Raw genomic sequence first — 15,203 nt, forward strand, 5'->3', positions numbered from 1 at the left:
CGGCGGCACCGCGGGATATCGGCGTCGCCGAACAGGACAGGCTTATCGGCCTCAGCGCGATTCTGCCTCATCGCGCGTAACACCGTCGTTGGTTGTGCGGGTGGAATCGGTAATGCGGAGATCACGATGTTCCAACGGTCGCTCCGCGACCACCGGAAACGCGCCGGTATAGCCATCGCGTATTGCGGCGACATGCATGACCCGGCGTCGCGCGAGGTACCAGCCGCCGATCAGGGCGGGGACCATGATCACCGCCATGGCGATCACCGCGCCGCGCTGTACGTCGCTGTCGCTGAACAGCATGAGCAGCACGACGGCGGCGAGGAACACCAGGGTCGCGATGCTGGTGTAGGGCGCGCCGAGCAGTCGGAACGCGGGACGCGCCACCCGGCCCTCGCGCGACCAGGCCCACAGCTTGAGCTGGCAGAGCACGATCGCCGCCCAGGCCGTGACGGTGCCGAGCGCGGACATGTTCAGCACGATCTCGAAGGCCTTCTCCGGGACGAGGGCGTTGAGTCCCACGCCGATCAGCGCCACCGCGCCGGTCGCGAGAATGCCGACGTAGGGCACGCCGCGCCGCGACATCAGCGCGGCCATGCCGGGGGCACTGCCGTTCATCGCCATCGACCGCAGAATGCGGCCGGTCGAATACAGCCCGGCATTGAGGCTCGAGAACGCCGCGGTGAGCACGACCAGGTTCATCATGGTGCCCGCGCCATCGACGCCGATCTTGGAGAAGAACGTGACGAACGGGCTCTCACCGGACTTGAACGCGGTGTAGGGCAGCAGCAGTGAGAGCAGCACCAGCGATCCGACGTAGAACAGCGCGATCCGCGCGATGACCGAGTTGATCGCGCGCGGCATGATCTTGGCCGGGTTCTCCGCCTCGCCTGCGGCGGTGCCGATCAGCTCAACGGCGGCGTAGGCGAAGATGACGCCGGTGGTACACAGCACGATCGGGATGAGGCCGTTCGGGAGCAGGCCGCCGTGCTCGCTGATCACGCTGATCCCGGTGCTGTTGCCCTCGATCGGGGTGCGGCGGGCCAGGAAGATCGTGCCGACGATGAGGAATCCGACCAGCGCGATCACCTTGATCAGCGCCGCCCAGAACTCCATCTCGCCGAACCAGCGCACCGACACCATGTTGATGCAGACCACCAGGGCCAGGGCGACCAGCGCGATCGTCCACTGCGGAATCACCTGGAAGCTGCCCCAGTAGTGCACGTAGGTGGCGATCGCGGTGATGTCGACGATGCCGGTCATGCACCAGTGGAAGAAGTACATCCAGCCGACACCGAAAGCCAGCTTCTCGCCGTAGAACTCGCGAGCATAGGACACGAACGAGCCCGACGACGGGCGATGCAGGATCAGCTCGCCGAGCGCCCGCAGGATGAAGAACACGAACACACCGCACACGGCATACGCGAGGAACAACCCCGCGCCGGCGTCCCGTAGCCGTCCGCCCGCACCTAGGAACAGTCCGGTGCCGATGGCGCCGCCGATGGCGATCATCTGCAATTGACGTGGACGCAGCGCCTTGTGATAGCCCACGTCTTCGGCGTGCAGGGCGCGTGCGGCGGCGGCCCTGTCCTGCGCCTCAGCCTGCGGTCGAACGATGGTCATGGGGTTGCCTTCCCTGTGACGGCAGTCATATCGCTGAGTAACGTACCGCTAGATAACGGCACGTTCAATAGTTGCGCGAGATTGACATCGTGGGAAACGAGATCGTCATGTGCGGCAATCGGGCGGCAAACCGTTGGGCGGCAGGCGATATCGGGCGGGTTCCGCGGGCGTGCCCGAGTCGTCCGGCCGGGCCGCGCGGGGGCGGATCTGCGGGTGGTGCAGTCGAGGCGTCGCACCTCAGGTGGGTGAACAACATTGTTTCGGTGTGGTTTCCTTGAGGTATGGCAGCGGATACCGAGTTCACTATCGACGAGCTGGCGCGCGAGGCGGGGACAACCGTGCGGAGTCTGCGCGTCTATCACGAGCGGGGCGTGCTGCCGCCTCCTCAGGTGAAGGGGCGGACCGGGTTCTACGGGGACGAGCACCTCAATCGGGTGCGCACCATCGGCAGGCTGCTGGATCGCGGCATCAAGCTGAACGGCATCAGGGAGCTGCTCGAGGCGTGGGACCGAGGCGACGATCTCGGCGACGTGCTCGGGGTGCCGGACCAGGAGCCGCACGCGCACTCCGGTGCGCCGACCGCTGTCCAGGAGCCCGCGGCGCCGATGCCGGAGAACGATGAAACATTAATTGCCGCAACCGAACTCGCTGATATGTATCGGGAGGTTCCGAACGGTTTCGCCCGGGTGGTCGCGGCGGGACTGTACGAACCCGTCGACGCCACCACCTATCGGGTGGCCGATCGTCCGCTGCTCAGAATCGTCGAGCAGCTGTGGGCGGCGGGCGCGACGCCGGTGCAGGCGCTCGACGAGGTCGAGCGGTTGCAAGGGGATTGCGATCGGATCGCCCGTCGCTTCGTCGACACCTTCGAGCGGACCGCGTGGCAGGGCTTCCGGCGGTCGGGGCGCGGTGCGGCCGATCGTAACGAGCTGGCCGAGCGTGTTGCGGCGACCCGGATACTTCCTGGTCAAGCGGCCGCGGAGCTCGTCGGCCGGTTTATCGCGCGGTATCTGGAGCGGGATATCCCCGAGCTCGGGGGCGAACTGTCCGGACGGTGAGTTCCCTGGTCGAAGCGAGGGGCTGACGCTGCTCAAATCTTGCCGCTAGACAGCGGCGCATTACTCGATGTAACGTCGTGTCAGGACCTGGGGGCATGCCCAAAGCGACGCCAATCTCTGCGCATGTCCCCGGGGCCTTACCGTCGGCCCTGGGTGGCCGCCGTGTCCCCTGATGCGAACACCGATGAGGGGAAGCAGGGGACATCGGCGCTCCCACTCGGGGTCGTTCGGTCCGCGTCGGCCGATGCGGTGCGCGCGCCCGCGCTGCCGAACATCAACGCGTATAGCGCATTTCGTCTAGCCGACCGCCTGGTGCGCCTACCCCGTTGGCTGTAACTGTCGTGGCACTTTCCGTTCATTTCCGAGCCACAGCCGAGTTGCCATGGACTGTCATCGTCGAATCCGTAGGAGCTGACGTGCGGGCGACCGCACATGCGCGGAGGGAACGCGGGTGGCGGACAAAGTCCAATACGACTCGGATCTGTTCTTCAAGGCGGCGAAGAAGACCGGAGACGCGCGGGACCGGATCAACGCGGTACTGCATACCCTGCGGACCTCGCTCAACGCACGCGGAAACCCTTGGGGCAACGACACACTCGGACGCAACTTCGCGAACGGGCCGGACGGCTCCGGTGGCTACACCTGCTCACGCGACAACATGATCACCGGCGCTTCGAACATCGCCGGCTCGCTCGACAACTTCGCCACCGGCCAGATCAAGAGCGCCAGGCTGCTCGAGAAGATGGAAAACGGCAACCGCGACGGATTCAACTGAGCCCGATTCGCGTATAGCGCACAATGATCGAACTGCCCGGCTGGCTGGAATGGCTCGAGCCGATCGTCGGCATGGAATGGCCAGAAGGCAACGAAGACCAGATGTGGGCGCTGGCCCAGGACTGGCACACCGCCGCCGCCGACCTGCGCACCATCCTCGGTGATATCGACGCCGCGAAAAGTGCCTCGCTGACCGCGTATCCGGTGGGCGAGGGCGTCGAGGAGATGGTCAAAGGCTTCGACAGCATGCGATCCGGGGACGGATCCGACCACGACCAGTCGCTGGAGAAGCTGGCGACGCTCTTCGATCAGATCGGTGAATCCGCGGCCAACGTCGGCACCGAGATCGAGTACGCCAAACTCATGTACTGGTCCTCGCTCGGCCTGCTGGCCGCCGAACTCGCTGCGGCATGGCTGTTTCCGCCGACCGCGCCCGCGGTCGAGGCCGCCGCGATCGGGCTCACCCGGGTGGCCGTGCGCGTCATCGGCCAGCGGGTGGCCGCGGCGATCGCGCGGCATGTCGGCAAGATCGTGGCATCGAAGTTCGCGAAGTTCATGGTGCGCCATGTCGCGATCGACACGGCACTCGGCACCCTGCAGGAACTGGGTGTCCAGCAGTGGCAGGTGGATCAGGGGCACCGCAAGGGGATCAACTGGGAACAGGTCGCGGTCACGGCGGTGAGCTCGGCCGCCGGTGGTGCCGCGGCCGGGCCGTTCGGCGACTGGCTCGGTAACAAGCTGAGCGCCGAGATGAAGCCGTGGATGCGCGCCGCGATCACCGGCCCCGCCGCCGGTTTGGTCGGCGCCGGAGCGGGTTTCGTCGCCGCGACCGGCACCCAGTTCGGGATCGACGCCGCGAAGAACGGCTGGGGCGACGCCTGGAACAACCTGAAGCACACCCCGGTCGATTGGCGGATGTTCACCGCCGGTGCGAGCAATGGCGCCATGTCGGCCGTGAACAAGGTTGGCGCACAGCACGCATGGGGCAGCATGCGGCCGGAGATGTTCGGCAGACCGGACTTCGGGGCACGATTCGGGGAAGCCGTCAACGGCCTCGGCGGTGCGCAGACGACCGACGGTGCGCGAGTTGGGCTGGGGGGTGCCGGAGACGGGAGTCGGGCTGTCGATGGTGACGGTGTTGGTACGAGTGGTGACGGGGGTCGGGCTGTCAGTGGTGCTGGTGCCGGGACCGCTGGTGACGGGAGTCGGACCGACAGTGGTGCCGGTGCCAGGTCAGCCGGGGATGCGAGCAGAGCGGCTGGTGACGGAAGCGGTGCGACGCGGCCTACTGGCAATTCCGGTGCGGAAGGAGACAACGGTCGGCCAGCGCGGGGCGGAGTCGGGCAGGCGGAAGGCAACAGGCTCTCGAACGCAGGCGATGGCAGTGCCGCCGGTGACTCCACCGGCCGGTCGAGCGATGCCGTGCGCGGCGCGGATCGGGCGGACCGCGAGGCGGTTTCAAATAGCCGTGCGAGCGACGCGGCGGCTCGGACCGATGACAATAGTGGCGCGCACGGCAGGTCGGAGCCCGGTGTGCGAGCTGAACCTACTGCCGCGCAGCTTGATTCGACTGGGATCGCGAATCAGCGCGATGGCGCGGCGACGCAGGATGCGGGGATCGGGTCCGGTGCCGAGGGTCGCATCGACGCTACGACCACCGGCAGTGAACCGGGTACGGCGCATACTGGACCGGCCGACAGAGTGGCGACGCCTACGCTCACCGCCAACACAAATGCTGGTTCTGCCCAGCAGGGTTCGGCGGGAACCGCCGCCGGTGGGGAAAGTCGCAGTACCTCCACGTCTTCGAGCCCGCTGCGGTCGGCGGTGGGCGATAGCCGGGCGCACACAGGTTCGGACGCACCGCGTGTCGACCAGCCGCGCGCAGGCGTGGAGGCACGCTCCGAGACGTCGGAGGGGCGTGCGGGCGGAGACTCGCGGAACCCTGTTCGCGCGGGCGAGGCTCGTGGTCACGCGGGGGAAGGCCGTGGTCAGCCGGGCGAGGCTCGTGGTCGGGCTGGAGACGATCGCGGCCGAGTAGGGGAGATGCGAGGCCAAGCCGGGGGTGGCCGTGGGGGGAGGGGCCCCGACCACGGCTTTCCGCCGGTCCTGCCGGATGGCGACTATCCGGTCCAGCTCACCCGCACAATCCTGTTCGACGAGAACGGAATTCCGCGGCAGTATCGCGAGACCGACCCGCCGCCACGCGCCTCCGAGTTGCATGATGTCGATGTCGGTCGGCGTCCGCCCGAGCCGGATGGCGCGCCGGACGAGCCCGCATCGGGTTCGGGCGGTGCGGGTAACAAGCCGCCCGGCGAACCACCCCTGCCCGCGTCTGCCGACGAGCCGGACGACCACTCGAACGCGAAGCGCGACACCGATTCCGACGCGTCACTGGAACCGGACGAGATCGTGCGTGCCGATGAGACCCGCCCGCTCACCATCGACATTGAAGGTGAGCAGGTGCGTTTGGCCTTGCGTCCGGACGGCGAAGATCGTTGGCGTGCGGCGCCTGCCACTGAGGGGGCCGAGCCTGCTCGTCGCGACCGCCCGGAGGAGGGCGAGCGGAAGTCGGCGGTGCGCCGTGCGTGGGAACGTTTTCGAGACCGCATTCACGTGCGCGGGTATGTGGGGGACAACCCCAAATACCCCTCCGGCTCGGGCGAGGACGGTCGCGGGCAGACCGCTCTGCGGGACGGTGTCGCGAGCGCGCCGGACCTGTTCGATCGGTCCGCCCCGACACCCGCACCGCACCCACCACACAACCCGGACATCCCGACTATGGGTCCGGCCCCCGAGCCCGGGGCGGGCAACGCGCCCAACGTCGCCCGCATCCTGAAAGAGGGGGCGACGCTGTGGAAGAACCGAGAACTCGTGCCCCTCCTAGGTCACCTGTCGGGACGCGAGCGCGATGTCGCGGGCGATTTCGTAGCGCCGCGCACCGAGGACGGTGCGGAATATCGCTTCTGGGTCAGCGACGCGGATCCAGACCTGGTGCGGGAGACCATCACCGATCTCTTCGAGGTCGGTCGGATGTCAGCCGAGGAAGCCAGGTCAGTCCTGACCGATGCGCTCGCGGTGGCCGATCCGGGCCAGCGGCAGCGGATCGTCGAAGACATGGAGCGGTTGGGCCTGATCTCCGCGGACGAGGCCACGGTGCTCGAGCCGGAGCCGCTGGCTCCGGCCGAACCTGCTGCGGCACCGGCTGATCCGCCGTCTGCCGACGAATCGCTGACCCACCTGGCGGACCGTCTCGGCTTCGAACTGCCTGACGATGATCCGGCTACGGTGCGCCGAACGATCGACGAGCAGGAATACCGCACCTTGCGCGAGGCCGCAGCGGTCGAGGGACTCGCGGACGCCTACCGGCGTTTCCACGAGGAGCAGACCCGGCCGTACACCAGAGACGAGGTGACCGTCCGGGATTCGCGGTCCGCGCTGCCGGAGTCCGACCAGCGTCGTCGGCGACCGGGCGAACTCGACGGTCCCGACGCGCGCAGGCACGACGAGGGCAGGCACGACGAGGGCGACGACGAATTCGATTTCTACGAAGACGAGTTCGACGAGGGCAGTACGGACCGGCGCCGCTCCCGGCGCGGCGAGCCGGACCCGGCCGGTCAGCCCATCCCGTACGCCGAGGAGGTCAGCTTCTTCGACGAGAACCCGATGGGCCGCTTCCTCAAAGAGATCAACGCGGCATTCGACGGCTCGCCGGGCGTGCAGGACTACACCCCGGTCGGCAACGGCGCGGACCCACTGAAGGAATGGGGTGATATCGGGCCGGATGACAACGAGCTCGGTCGTGATCAGGGCCCGCGAACCTACTTCGAGCACGCGTTGCGTCGAGACCAGCTCCGCGATGAATTGTCCACCTGGGCACAGATGTTCGGACTCGACATCGATTCGGTGAGTCCGCGGCGGATCGACGAACTGCGGGCGGCGAATCAGGCGCGCGCCGATCGGCTCGCGGCGTTCGCCGACGCTGCCGAGATCCGCCTGTACCCCGAGTCCGCCGATCAACCGACCGTCGGGGAGCCGTTCGGTGACCAGGTCGTGCGAATACCGGTCGGCGACGACGTCTCGGACCGTCTGGTGGTCATCGACGGTCCGCAGGATCGTGCCGCAGCCCTGGCCAGGGTGCTCGCTGAGCATCCCGACCTCGCGCAGGCGGTGAATCGCGGTGCGGTCCAGGTCGATTTCCATCAGGCGAGGACGGATCGAAACGGTCGCATCCACCTCGAGCCCGTCGGGACGCCCGAGGTCTATCACCATCGGGAACAGATCGAGGGCCGCGATCTCGCGGTAACCCTGCTGCGCGACAGCGACGGTCGGTGGCGGCCGGTGCTGCTCGACGACACCGATGCGCCGCACACCGCACCAGCGGGCGGGGAGGCTGCGGCGGCCGCGTCGCGGCCGCGCGAGGAGATGCTCGCCGGACTGGTGGACCTCGCCCGGTCGCTGGGACTGCAAACCGACGCCTTGCGTCCGGATCAGCTGGCGCGCACGATCGCGGATCTGAAGCTGGACAATGCCGTTCGAGCTGGGCAGATCGAGGCGCTCGCCGACTTCGCACGGTCGATGAACGAGATCGCTTCGTTCAATGACATCAGCGACGCGCGCAGTCAATTGGCCACGCGCCTCGGCATTCCCGAAGCGGAGCTGACCGCGCAACGCCTCGCCGACGCGCTCGCCGACACCTCGTTCCGAAACGCTTTGCGTGCTCAGCAGGTGGCCGACCTCGTCGCCTATGCCAAGCAGCTGCGCGATCTGGACCCCGGCGTTTTCGCCACGGCTCGTGACCAATTGGCGCGGCAGCTCGGCGTCGATCCCGCGGCGTTGTTCCCGCCGAAGTACACCAAGAACGAGGCGGGGCGGCTCGTACACGGGCTGGACTCGAAGAGCCTCGATCCGAAGAAGCTGCGCAAGTTGTTCGCGCAGTTGGAGAGTGCGGGTGAACAGGACCTGCTGAAGCGTGCGCTCACCGCTTACGTGGACGCGCTGATCCGGGTCGATCCCTACGCCGATGTGCCGCGCGGCGATCTTTCCGCCGACCCGCGCGTGACCGGTGAGCCGCCGATCCATGATCCCGAGGCGATCCATGCCGTGCGCGACATCATCGGTGAAGCGTTCGCCTCGGGTGACCCGCTCGAGTTGGGGCACGCGCTCGCCGCTCATCACGCCCGACAGGACGGTGACGGCACCGGGGATCGCGACGGCGACAACACAGCTGGCCGTCCCGACCCGAATCGGGATTGGGCCCGGTTGGTCGGTGTGGACCTGGCCGACGCCGACGACGCCACCTTCCGCAAGGTGTACGAGGCCTATCGCGACGGAAAGATCGAAAAGCACGAGGGACTCGACCCAAAGGAGCTGGCCGCGGAAATCGCGAAACTGCGCGACGAGGTCCGACAGCGGGCGACCCAGATCCGCTGCCTCGCCGCCCTGGCCGAAGATTTCTATGCTGCTCCAGACCAACATTCGGGCGACACACCGCACGGTCGGCCCAGCGAAGGTCCGAACACCCGGCACCTCAGCGGGCCGGACGAGGACCCGTCCACATCCGCGCCTCCTACCGCCCCGCCGCCCCGGCCCGGTTCCGGCGGTGCTGCCGAGCGGCCACCTGTTTCGGGCGACCAGCCGACGGGGGCGACGCCCGCACCGAAGTCAACTGGTACGGATAGCCCTGCACAGCAGCGCGTTTCGGCCGATCGCTCCGGTAGCGCCCCACCGGAACGACCAAGTGACCGTGCGAAGGAGGGTTCCGTACGGGAAGAGCCGGCGCGGCAGCCGGATTCAACGCACGCCACCGATGATCCAGCGCGGCGCCCAGTTGCGGATCCGACGGCACGCCCCGAACCATCACGAAGGGCTGGGCAGCCGAATGAGTCCGAGTCGCAGCCGGACGCAGACACGCACACGAATCGCGGTGACGACCGCGAGCCGCCGGAATCCGGCACACCCGAAGATGATTCCCATCGCGTCCCACCTTTGCCGGGTCGCTCACTACGTTCGCACCTCCCACACCCACCCAAGGACCACGACTTCGAATTCCCCGAGCCACCGAATTCCACCCCGAAACCGTGGCCCGTCCCAGACCCCCAACCCTCAACCCCATCCGTAACCCCGCGGCCTGACCCCCCATGCCCTCCAACAGAACCGGCCCCACCGAGTGTCCCCACCCCGCCGGACTTGCCTGTGCCGCCGGGTATTCCGATCCCGCCGGACTTGCCTGTGCCGCCGGGTAATCCGACACCGCCGCTGCCGCCGCAAATCCCGACACCACCTAACCTCCCCGTGCCGCCAGAGATCCCGGTACCACCGAGCCTCCCTCCGTCCCCGGATTTGCCGCCGCCACCCGGGGTCCTCACCTCCCCACACCTACCCATCCCACCGGAGATCCCGACACCCCCGGCCCTGCCTGTGCCTCCGACGCCGCCTGGCCTGCCACAAGCCCCGATGTCACCGGACCGAATCGTCTGGTCCGAGATCCCGACGCCGCCGGACCCGCCCGGTCTGCCACATGCCCCGGTGTCGCCGAGCTGGCAACCACCTAGCGGTCCGCAGTCTTCACTCGCGCCCGCTCACCTACAGACTCCGGTACCGCCGAACGTTCCTATCTCACTTCAGGTTCCTCTGCAGTCGACGTTGCCCGTGGCGGATACCTCCCCGGGATTGAGCGCGCCGACCGCCCCACCAGTGGACCCGGGGACACAATCGGGCGGAGCCGGTCGCAACAGTCGGTACGGGCGACGTTCGTACAGCAGCGAAAGCAACAGCGGCACAACGGTTGTGGTGCGTCCGTACGTCGGGTACGGCGTGTTCGCCGAGTTCGAGCCTGCGTCGGGAGCGCTGCGGGCGACGCCGACGGGTGTGCGTCCGCTCGGGGGCGTGTATGGCGAACTGGGCGATAGCCCGGTCGTGCTGTATCGGCACCGCGGCAGGTTGGGGTTGCGTATCGGCAACCGGGACATCGATCTCGACGGCCCGGTCGCGGTCGAATGGGGTCCGAGCGATCAGCGCACCACGCGGTTCGTGGTCACCGTCGCGGGCGCGGTCGCCACCGACCTGCGCTACCGCTCGCTCCCAGCCGACATGGATCTCGGCCTCCTGATCCGCGATCTCATCGCAGACGCCCCACGCCGCGCCGCCATCTTCGCCTGACCGCACGTCCGCACGTCCGCAGACCGGCAAGAGAACTCTGACTCCCGACTGCTGCCGTTGCCACGGCCAGCGGCGGATGCGGCCAAATCTGGCACGTCCGCACCCAGGCGATGAAACCGCAGTTCAGCACCGATGTCGCCCGGGCCGCCGTCGGTGTCCGACAGTGTTGTGTCGTTCTGCGGTTTTGTGGCACAGTCGAGCGCGCGGAAGCACGAGGGCCGATCGGGCAACTAGGGTGATCGTATGGCGGAATGGCGGGCGTTGACCGACGAGGAGATCGTCGAGTTGGCCACTCGGTTGCGGTCGTTGCAGTGGTCGTGGCGGCTGGACGATGCCGGGACGGTGGCGGCGGAATTCGGCTGGGAGGTCGTGCTCGCCGAGCCCAACTGGGTGATGCTCGATGTCGGGCTCGGCGTCGATACTGGGCGATTCGTCGGTTGGGAAGGCCAGGCCGACTACATCACGGTGCAGGTCACCGGTGGTGCTCGCGATCAATCGCCAGAGCGGGCGCAGACCCGCGACGCCTTCGCCAGGATGGCCGCCGCATTGACGGCCGCGTTCGGTGAGCCCACCACTCGGAAACCGGGCAAGTCCGCCGAAGTTCGGTGGGCGGGCGCGGAAACCACTGTGATGCTGCAGTTTTCCGGCGTCGTTGTCGAATTGTCCTTGGTGACCAATGCCAAACAGGCGCTGCGCGATCAGGCTGTCGAACTCGAAGAGCAAGGAACGAATTGACCGGGTGGGACGAGTTCACCGCGGGGCTGGCCGCGCAACTGGCCGAGCTGCCCGAGGGGGCGATCGTGAAGCTGACGCAGTCCACTTCGGCGTCCGAGGTGGCGCCTTACGCGCAATTCCTGCAACTCGCGGACAAATTGTGGGCGGAACTCGTCGGTGACAAGTGGCTCGACCCGGTCGCGCAAGCAGGGGACGCGGGAAAGCAACTGATCGAAACCGCGGGATGGCGGCAGCCGGATTTCGAGCACAGCGACAACTGGTGGATCGAGTTGCCTTGGCCGATCCGCACGGCGGATTATGCTCGGCTGGCGTCGATGGTGGTGACCGGGCTGCGCGACGCGCTGCATGTCCCGCAACCCACGGATCTGGTTTATCGGGCGTGGAATGAGAACACCGGCAATAGCCCGTTGGAGTTGCCGTTGCTGGGGTTGTCCCGGGCCGGATGAGCAGTCGCGCGCGGTAGCGCGATATTCGCCGCTCCCCATCGTGTTCGCTGTGCCAGGATGAATTCGTGCCGCCGTCCCACGGGACGGCCGATATCCGTGTGCCAGACGAGGAGAGTTTCGCGACGTGACCAGACCAGACGACGAGGCTGCGCAGGACGGGCCCCGCGCCGAATCGGCTACGGATCGCGAGCCCTCCGAAGCGAGTTCGAACGCCCCGACCGCGCCACCGTCCGAGCCGGCGCCGCTGTCGGAGGGGCCGTCCCCGGAGCAGGACGCCTTCATGCGCCGCTACTTGCGGACGGTGATGCGCCCCGCCGCCGACGAGCCTTCCGGCGGTGCGTCGGCGACCGATGACGAGGCCGCTCGCGCGGAGTTCATGCGGCAGTTCTTCGACTCGCTGGCCACCGAGTCGGATGTCGGGGGAAACGCGGCCGAACTGCTCGCGAGCGCCGGAGTCGAGCCGCCGGACGGGGACGACCCCGACGTGGGGTTCACGCTGATGGGCGCCGCGCCACCGCAGACCGAGGACGTCGGCGAACGGACCAGCGCGATCAGCCATCAGGTCGCCCGCGAGCTGGGTGCGGGCGGACCCGAGGGGTGGACGCGACTGGAGGCGACCTTCGCGATGGCGGTGGGCGCCGAGGTGGCGCTGGTCGTCTTCACCGACGAGCAGGGCCGGGTCGCGCGGGCCTTCCCGCCCGATGAGGTGCTCGCGCTCGTCCGGGAACACCGGCATCTGTCGGCGCGGCTCAGCGACGGGCCGTGGTGGCGCTATCTGCTCACCCTGACCAACACCGGCGAGGTCGAGGTCGATTACGACTACGGTGACGAGCCGTTCCCGGACGACCAACTGTTCGCGCCGGAGATCTACCGGGCCGATCTCGAGGTGTATCCGCGTGCGACACTGCCGATTTGGCTCGCCGCGTATCTCGGTCACGGTGATCGCCAGTCCCGCACACCGTTGGACGCGGCCATTCAGGCGCGCGCGGATCGGGACACGGGCAGGCGCGGCGTGCTGTCCGAACACGACTTCCCTGCCTTTCCCCTGATGGCCGCCCGGTGGGCCGTGATCGCCGCGGCCTTCGTCGCCGCGGGCTCGGAACTGGGACCTCGGGTGCTGCCCTCGATGAGCTGGTTCGAGGGTCTCAAGCGCAGTGGTTCCACGCTGTATTCGTTGCCTGGCGGCCGGGCCGTCCTGTCCGGCGGTGTGTGGAACGCGCCTGCGCTGGCCCGCGCCTACAACGACGGCGAGCCGATGCCGCGACTGTATGCGGGCGCTCCCGAGTGGGTCGCCAATCCGGTGCTGAACGCCAGGGTCGCGGGCGGGCTGCTGTCGTTCTGCTACTGGTGGGAGGGCGGCAACTGGTATCGCGGTGAGTCGCCGATCGCCGACGAGCTGAGCGACGCGGTGCCCGGCATGTGGACCTCGGAAACCGTGGTCGACATCGTCTGCGGGGTGCTCGGAGACGAGGTGAGCGAGCGGCAGCGCGCCGCCGCGGCGACCCTGGTGTCGGCCGCCGAGATCGGGGTGGTCACGCGTGCCACGCTGGCCGATGTCTTCGGCGCGGACGGCGAATTCGATGTGGACAGCGCCTTTTTCCAACTTTCCATGGCGGGCGTGACCATGACGCTGCCGGAGCCGATGCCGCAGGAGGACGCACTGGCTCGGGTGCGTCAGTTCGTCATCGACAGCGGCATGCAGACCTCGCGCTACCCGCTGTCGGACCTGCGCGCGGAGCGGATCAGCATCGGCTGGATGGTCTACGTGCCGACCAAACCGGGCGAGATCGCGATCGGCCGGGCGATCTTCTATGTCGCCGACGACGGCGTACTCGAGCAGTCTTCGTCGTCGGTGGCACCGTCGATCTTCATCGCGGAGTTCGAGCAGCGATTCCAACAGCGGCACAGCGGGGTGGAGGCATAGCGATGACCGGCAATGAACCGATCGACGTCGACGATCCCGACGCGGACATGTCCAACGAGTACAGCCAGATGTTCTATCGCGGCGAGCGCTATACCGGCGAGGCGGTCGAGCGGGACGCCGCCGGGACGATCATCGGCTTGTGGACGTTCGTGGACGGATTCGAGGAGGGCCCGAGTAAGAGCTGGTATCCCGACGGCGCCCCCAAGCACACCGGCATGGTCGCCAAGAACCGGCCGGTGGGGGAGTGGCGGGAATGGTTCCCGGACGGCAGTCTGCGAGAGGTCAGCGTATTCGAGGCGCCGGGCAAGCTGGTCTCCCGGAAGAAGTGGAACGACAAGGGTGAGTTGATCGACCAGATCCCGCGGCCCGATCAAGGCTGAATTAGCAGGTGAGAGGCATGTCGGAGGCGTTACGGGGTTATGCCCGGCACTCTGGTGCCCCTAGATTCTGGGGGTCGGTGGGCCTCTTGTCAGGTGTAGTCGATGAGTGTTGTTGGTGTTACCGTTGTTTGACTGTTCGCCGCTGCGCACGTGAACGACGCATGAATGGGCGAGTGGGTCGTGAACGGGGGCAGCTGCCCCGGTCGGTACAGGAAGGGGTTCACGATGGCCGATGAGAAATTCGAGGTCGATCCCGCCGCATTCCGTAAAGCCGCCGGTAAGACCCGTACGGTCGGCACCCGAGTCGCGGGTGTGTGGTCGGACCTGGAGACCGCGATCTCCGGCAGAGGCGCGCCCTGGGGCAACGACAAGCTCGGCAAGCAGTTCACCGACGGCGCCGATGGTCAGCCGGGCTACAACGCCTCGAAGAAGAACATGCACGACTTCGCCGTCGGAGAGAACGGCAGTGAGGGAATGTCGGGCACTTTCGATGGCCTTGCCGACTCGCAAGCGAAGGTTGCCGACGAAATCGAGACGATTTTGGAAGAACGCAACCGTCAGGGCTTCGAATACAAGTGAGTGAAGGTCGATCGCTGTGACACCTGACTTTTCGCGTGGTGACGTCGCGGGGCTCATGGATGAGGTGCAGTCGCAGCTTCGCAATATCGCCCAACTGCAACGGCAGCGCATGGCGCTCGTGGGCAAGGCCTCGGTCCGTGGCGGCCGGGTCACCGTGTCGGTGAACGCCGACGGTGTGGTCATCGACGTCAAGTTCGGCCGCAATGTGGAAGACCTCGAATACTCCGAACTCGCCCGCGCGGTGCTGCAGGCCTCGCAGGAGGCCGCCGCCGACGTGATGCGCCGGTCACAGGAGTTGATGGCGTCCGTCCAGGAGGATCGTGCCCGGCTGCCGAAGCTGTCCGACCTGGTCGAAGGCATGCCTGACCTGCGCTCGATGATGCCACCGGTGGAGCGCGCCCCGCAGTCCAAGCCCGACGCGTTCGACCGCACCGCCGCCGACCAGGCGATGACGTTCGACAATGTGGAAACCGTCGAGCAGGTCAAGCCGAAGAAGCCGGGGGTCACCGATTCCGGTTGGTAATCG

At 67.5% G+C, this 15,203-nt stretch carries 10 protein-coding genes; 9 read left to right on the forward strand and 1 reads right to left on the reverse strand.

The window, feature by feature from the left end; genetic code table 11:
• Positions 1–51: 51 nt before the first annotated feature.
• Positions 52–1,623, reverse strand: coding sequence for an amino acid permease (locus F5X71_RS04660; RefSeq protein ID WP_167460814.1), 1,572 nt, complete (start codon positions 1,621–1,623; stop codon positions 52–54).
• A 281-nt stretch (positions 1,624–1,904) separates the two neighbouring features.
• Between F5X71_RS04660 and F5X71_RS04665 the strand changes: the two genes are divergently transcribed.
• The 9 genes from F5X71_RS04665 to F5X71_RS04705 all read left to right on the forward strand — a co-directional run bounded on the left by F5X71_RS04665 (position 1,905) and on the right by F5X71_RS04705 (position 15,200).
• Positions 1,905–2,681 carry a MerR family transcriptional regulator gene (locus F5X71_RS04665; protein ID WP_167460815.1) on the forward strand — a complete coding sequence of 259 codons (777 nt, stop codon included), beginning with the start codon at positions 1,905–1,907 and terminating at the stop codon, positions 2,679–2,681.
• 451 nt (positions 2,682–3,132) lie between these two features.
• Positions 3,133–3,456 (forward strand): hypothetical protein, encoded by a 324-nt coding sequence (locus F5X71_RS04670; RefSeq protein ID WP_167460816.1) that lies wholly within the window; start codon positions 3,133–3,135, stop codon positions 3,454–3,456.
• A 23-nt stretch (positions 3,457–3,479) separates the two neighbouring features.
• Positions 3,480–10,613: a hypothetical protein gene (locus F5X71_RS04675; protein WP_167460817.1), complete on the forward strand. Its 7,134-nt coding sequence runs from the start codon at positions 3,480–3,482 to the stop codon at positions 10,611–10,613.
• A 243-nt stretch (positions 10,614–10,856) separates the two neighbouring features.
• On the forward strand, positions 10,857–11,348 hold the full coding sequence (locus F5X71_RS04680; protein WP_167460818.1) for a DUF6301 family protein: 492 nt from the start codon (positions 10,857–10,859) through the stop codon (positions 11,346–11,348).
• Complete coding sequence (locus tag F5X71_RS04685) at positions 11,345–11,794, forward strand: TY-Chap domain-containing protein (RefSeq protein WP_167460819.1); 450 nt, start codon at positions 11,345–11,347, stop codon at positions 11,792–11,794. Before F5X71_RS04680 ends, F5X71_RS04685 begins: the two co-directional genes overlap by 4 nt.
• 124 nt (positions 11,795–11,918) lie before the next feature.
• Positions 11,919–13,718 (forward strand): hypothetical protein, encoded by a 1,800-nt coding sequence (locus F5X71_RS04690; RefSeq protein WP_167460820.1) that lies wholly within the window; start codon positions 11,919–11,921, stop codon positions 13,716–13,718.
• A 2-nt stretch (positions 13,719–13,720) separates the two neighbouring features.
• A complete protein-coding gene (locus tag F5X71_RS04695) occupies positions 13,721–14,098 on the forward strand; it encodes a toxin-antitoxin system YwqK family antitoxin (protein ID WP_167460821.1) in 378 nt (125 codons plus the stop codon).
• 225 nt (positions 14,099–14,323) lie between these two features.
• Complete coding sequence (locus F5X71_RS04700) at positions 14,324–14,677, forward strand: hypothetical protein (RefSeq protein WP_167460822.1); 354 nt, start codon at positions 14,324–14,326, stop codon at positions 14,675–14,677.
• A gap of 16 nt (positions 14,678–14,693) precedes the next feature.
• Entirely contained in the window at positions 14,694–15,200 is a 507-nt protein-coding gene (locus tag F5X71_RS04705) for a YbaB/EbfC family nucleoid-associated protein (protein ID WP_238815717.1), read from the forward strand.
• Positions 15,201–15,203 lie beyond the last annotated feature (3 nt).

This window comes from Nocardia brasiliensis, from assembly GCF_011801125.1.
Lineage (GTDB): Bacteria > Actinomycetota > Actinomycetes > Mycobacteriales > Mycobacteriaceae > Nocardia > Nocardia brasiliensis_C.

Coding starts and splice junctions, on each gene's coding strand:
- F5X71_RS04660 (WP_167460814.1), bottom strand. CDS start 1,623: ATGACCATCGTTCGACCGCAGGCTGAGGCGCAGGACAGGGCCGCCGCC.
- F5X71_RS04665 (WP_167460815.1), top strand. CDS start 1,905: ATGGCAGCGGATACCGAGTTCACTATCGACGAGCTGGCGCGCGAGGCG.
- F5X71_RS04675 (WP_167460817.1), top strand. CDS start 3,480: ATGATCGAACTGCCCGGCTGGCTGGAATGGCTCGAGCCGATCGTCGGC.
- F5X71_RS04680 (WP_167460818.1), top strand. CDS start 10,857: ATGGCGGAATGGCGGGCGTTGACCGACGAGGAGATCGTCGAGTTGGCC.
- F5X71_RS04695 (WP_167460821.1), top strand. CDS start 13,721: ATGACCGGCAATGAACCGATCGACGTCGACGATCCCGACGCGGACATG.
- F5X71_RS04700 (WP_167460822.1), top strand. CDS start 14,324: ATGGCCGATGAGAAATTCGAGGTCGATCCCGCCGCATTCCGTAAAGCC.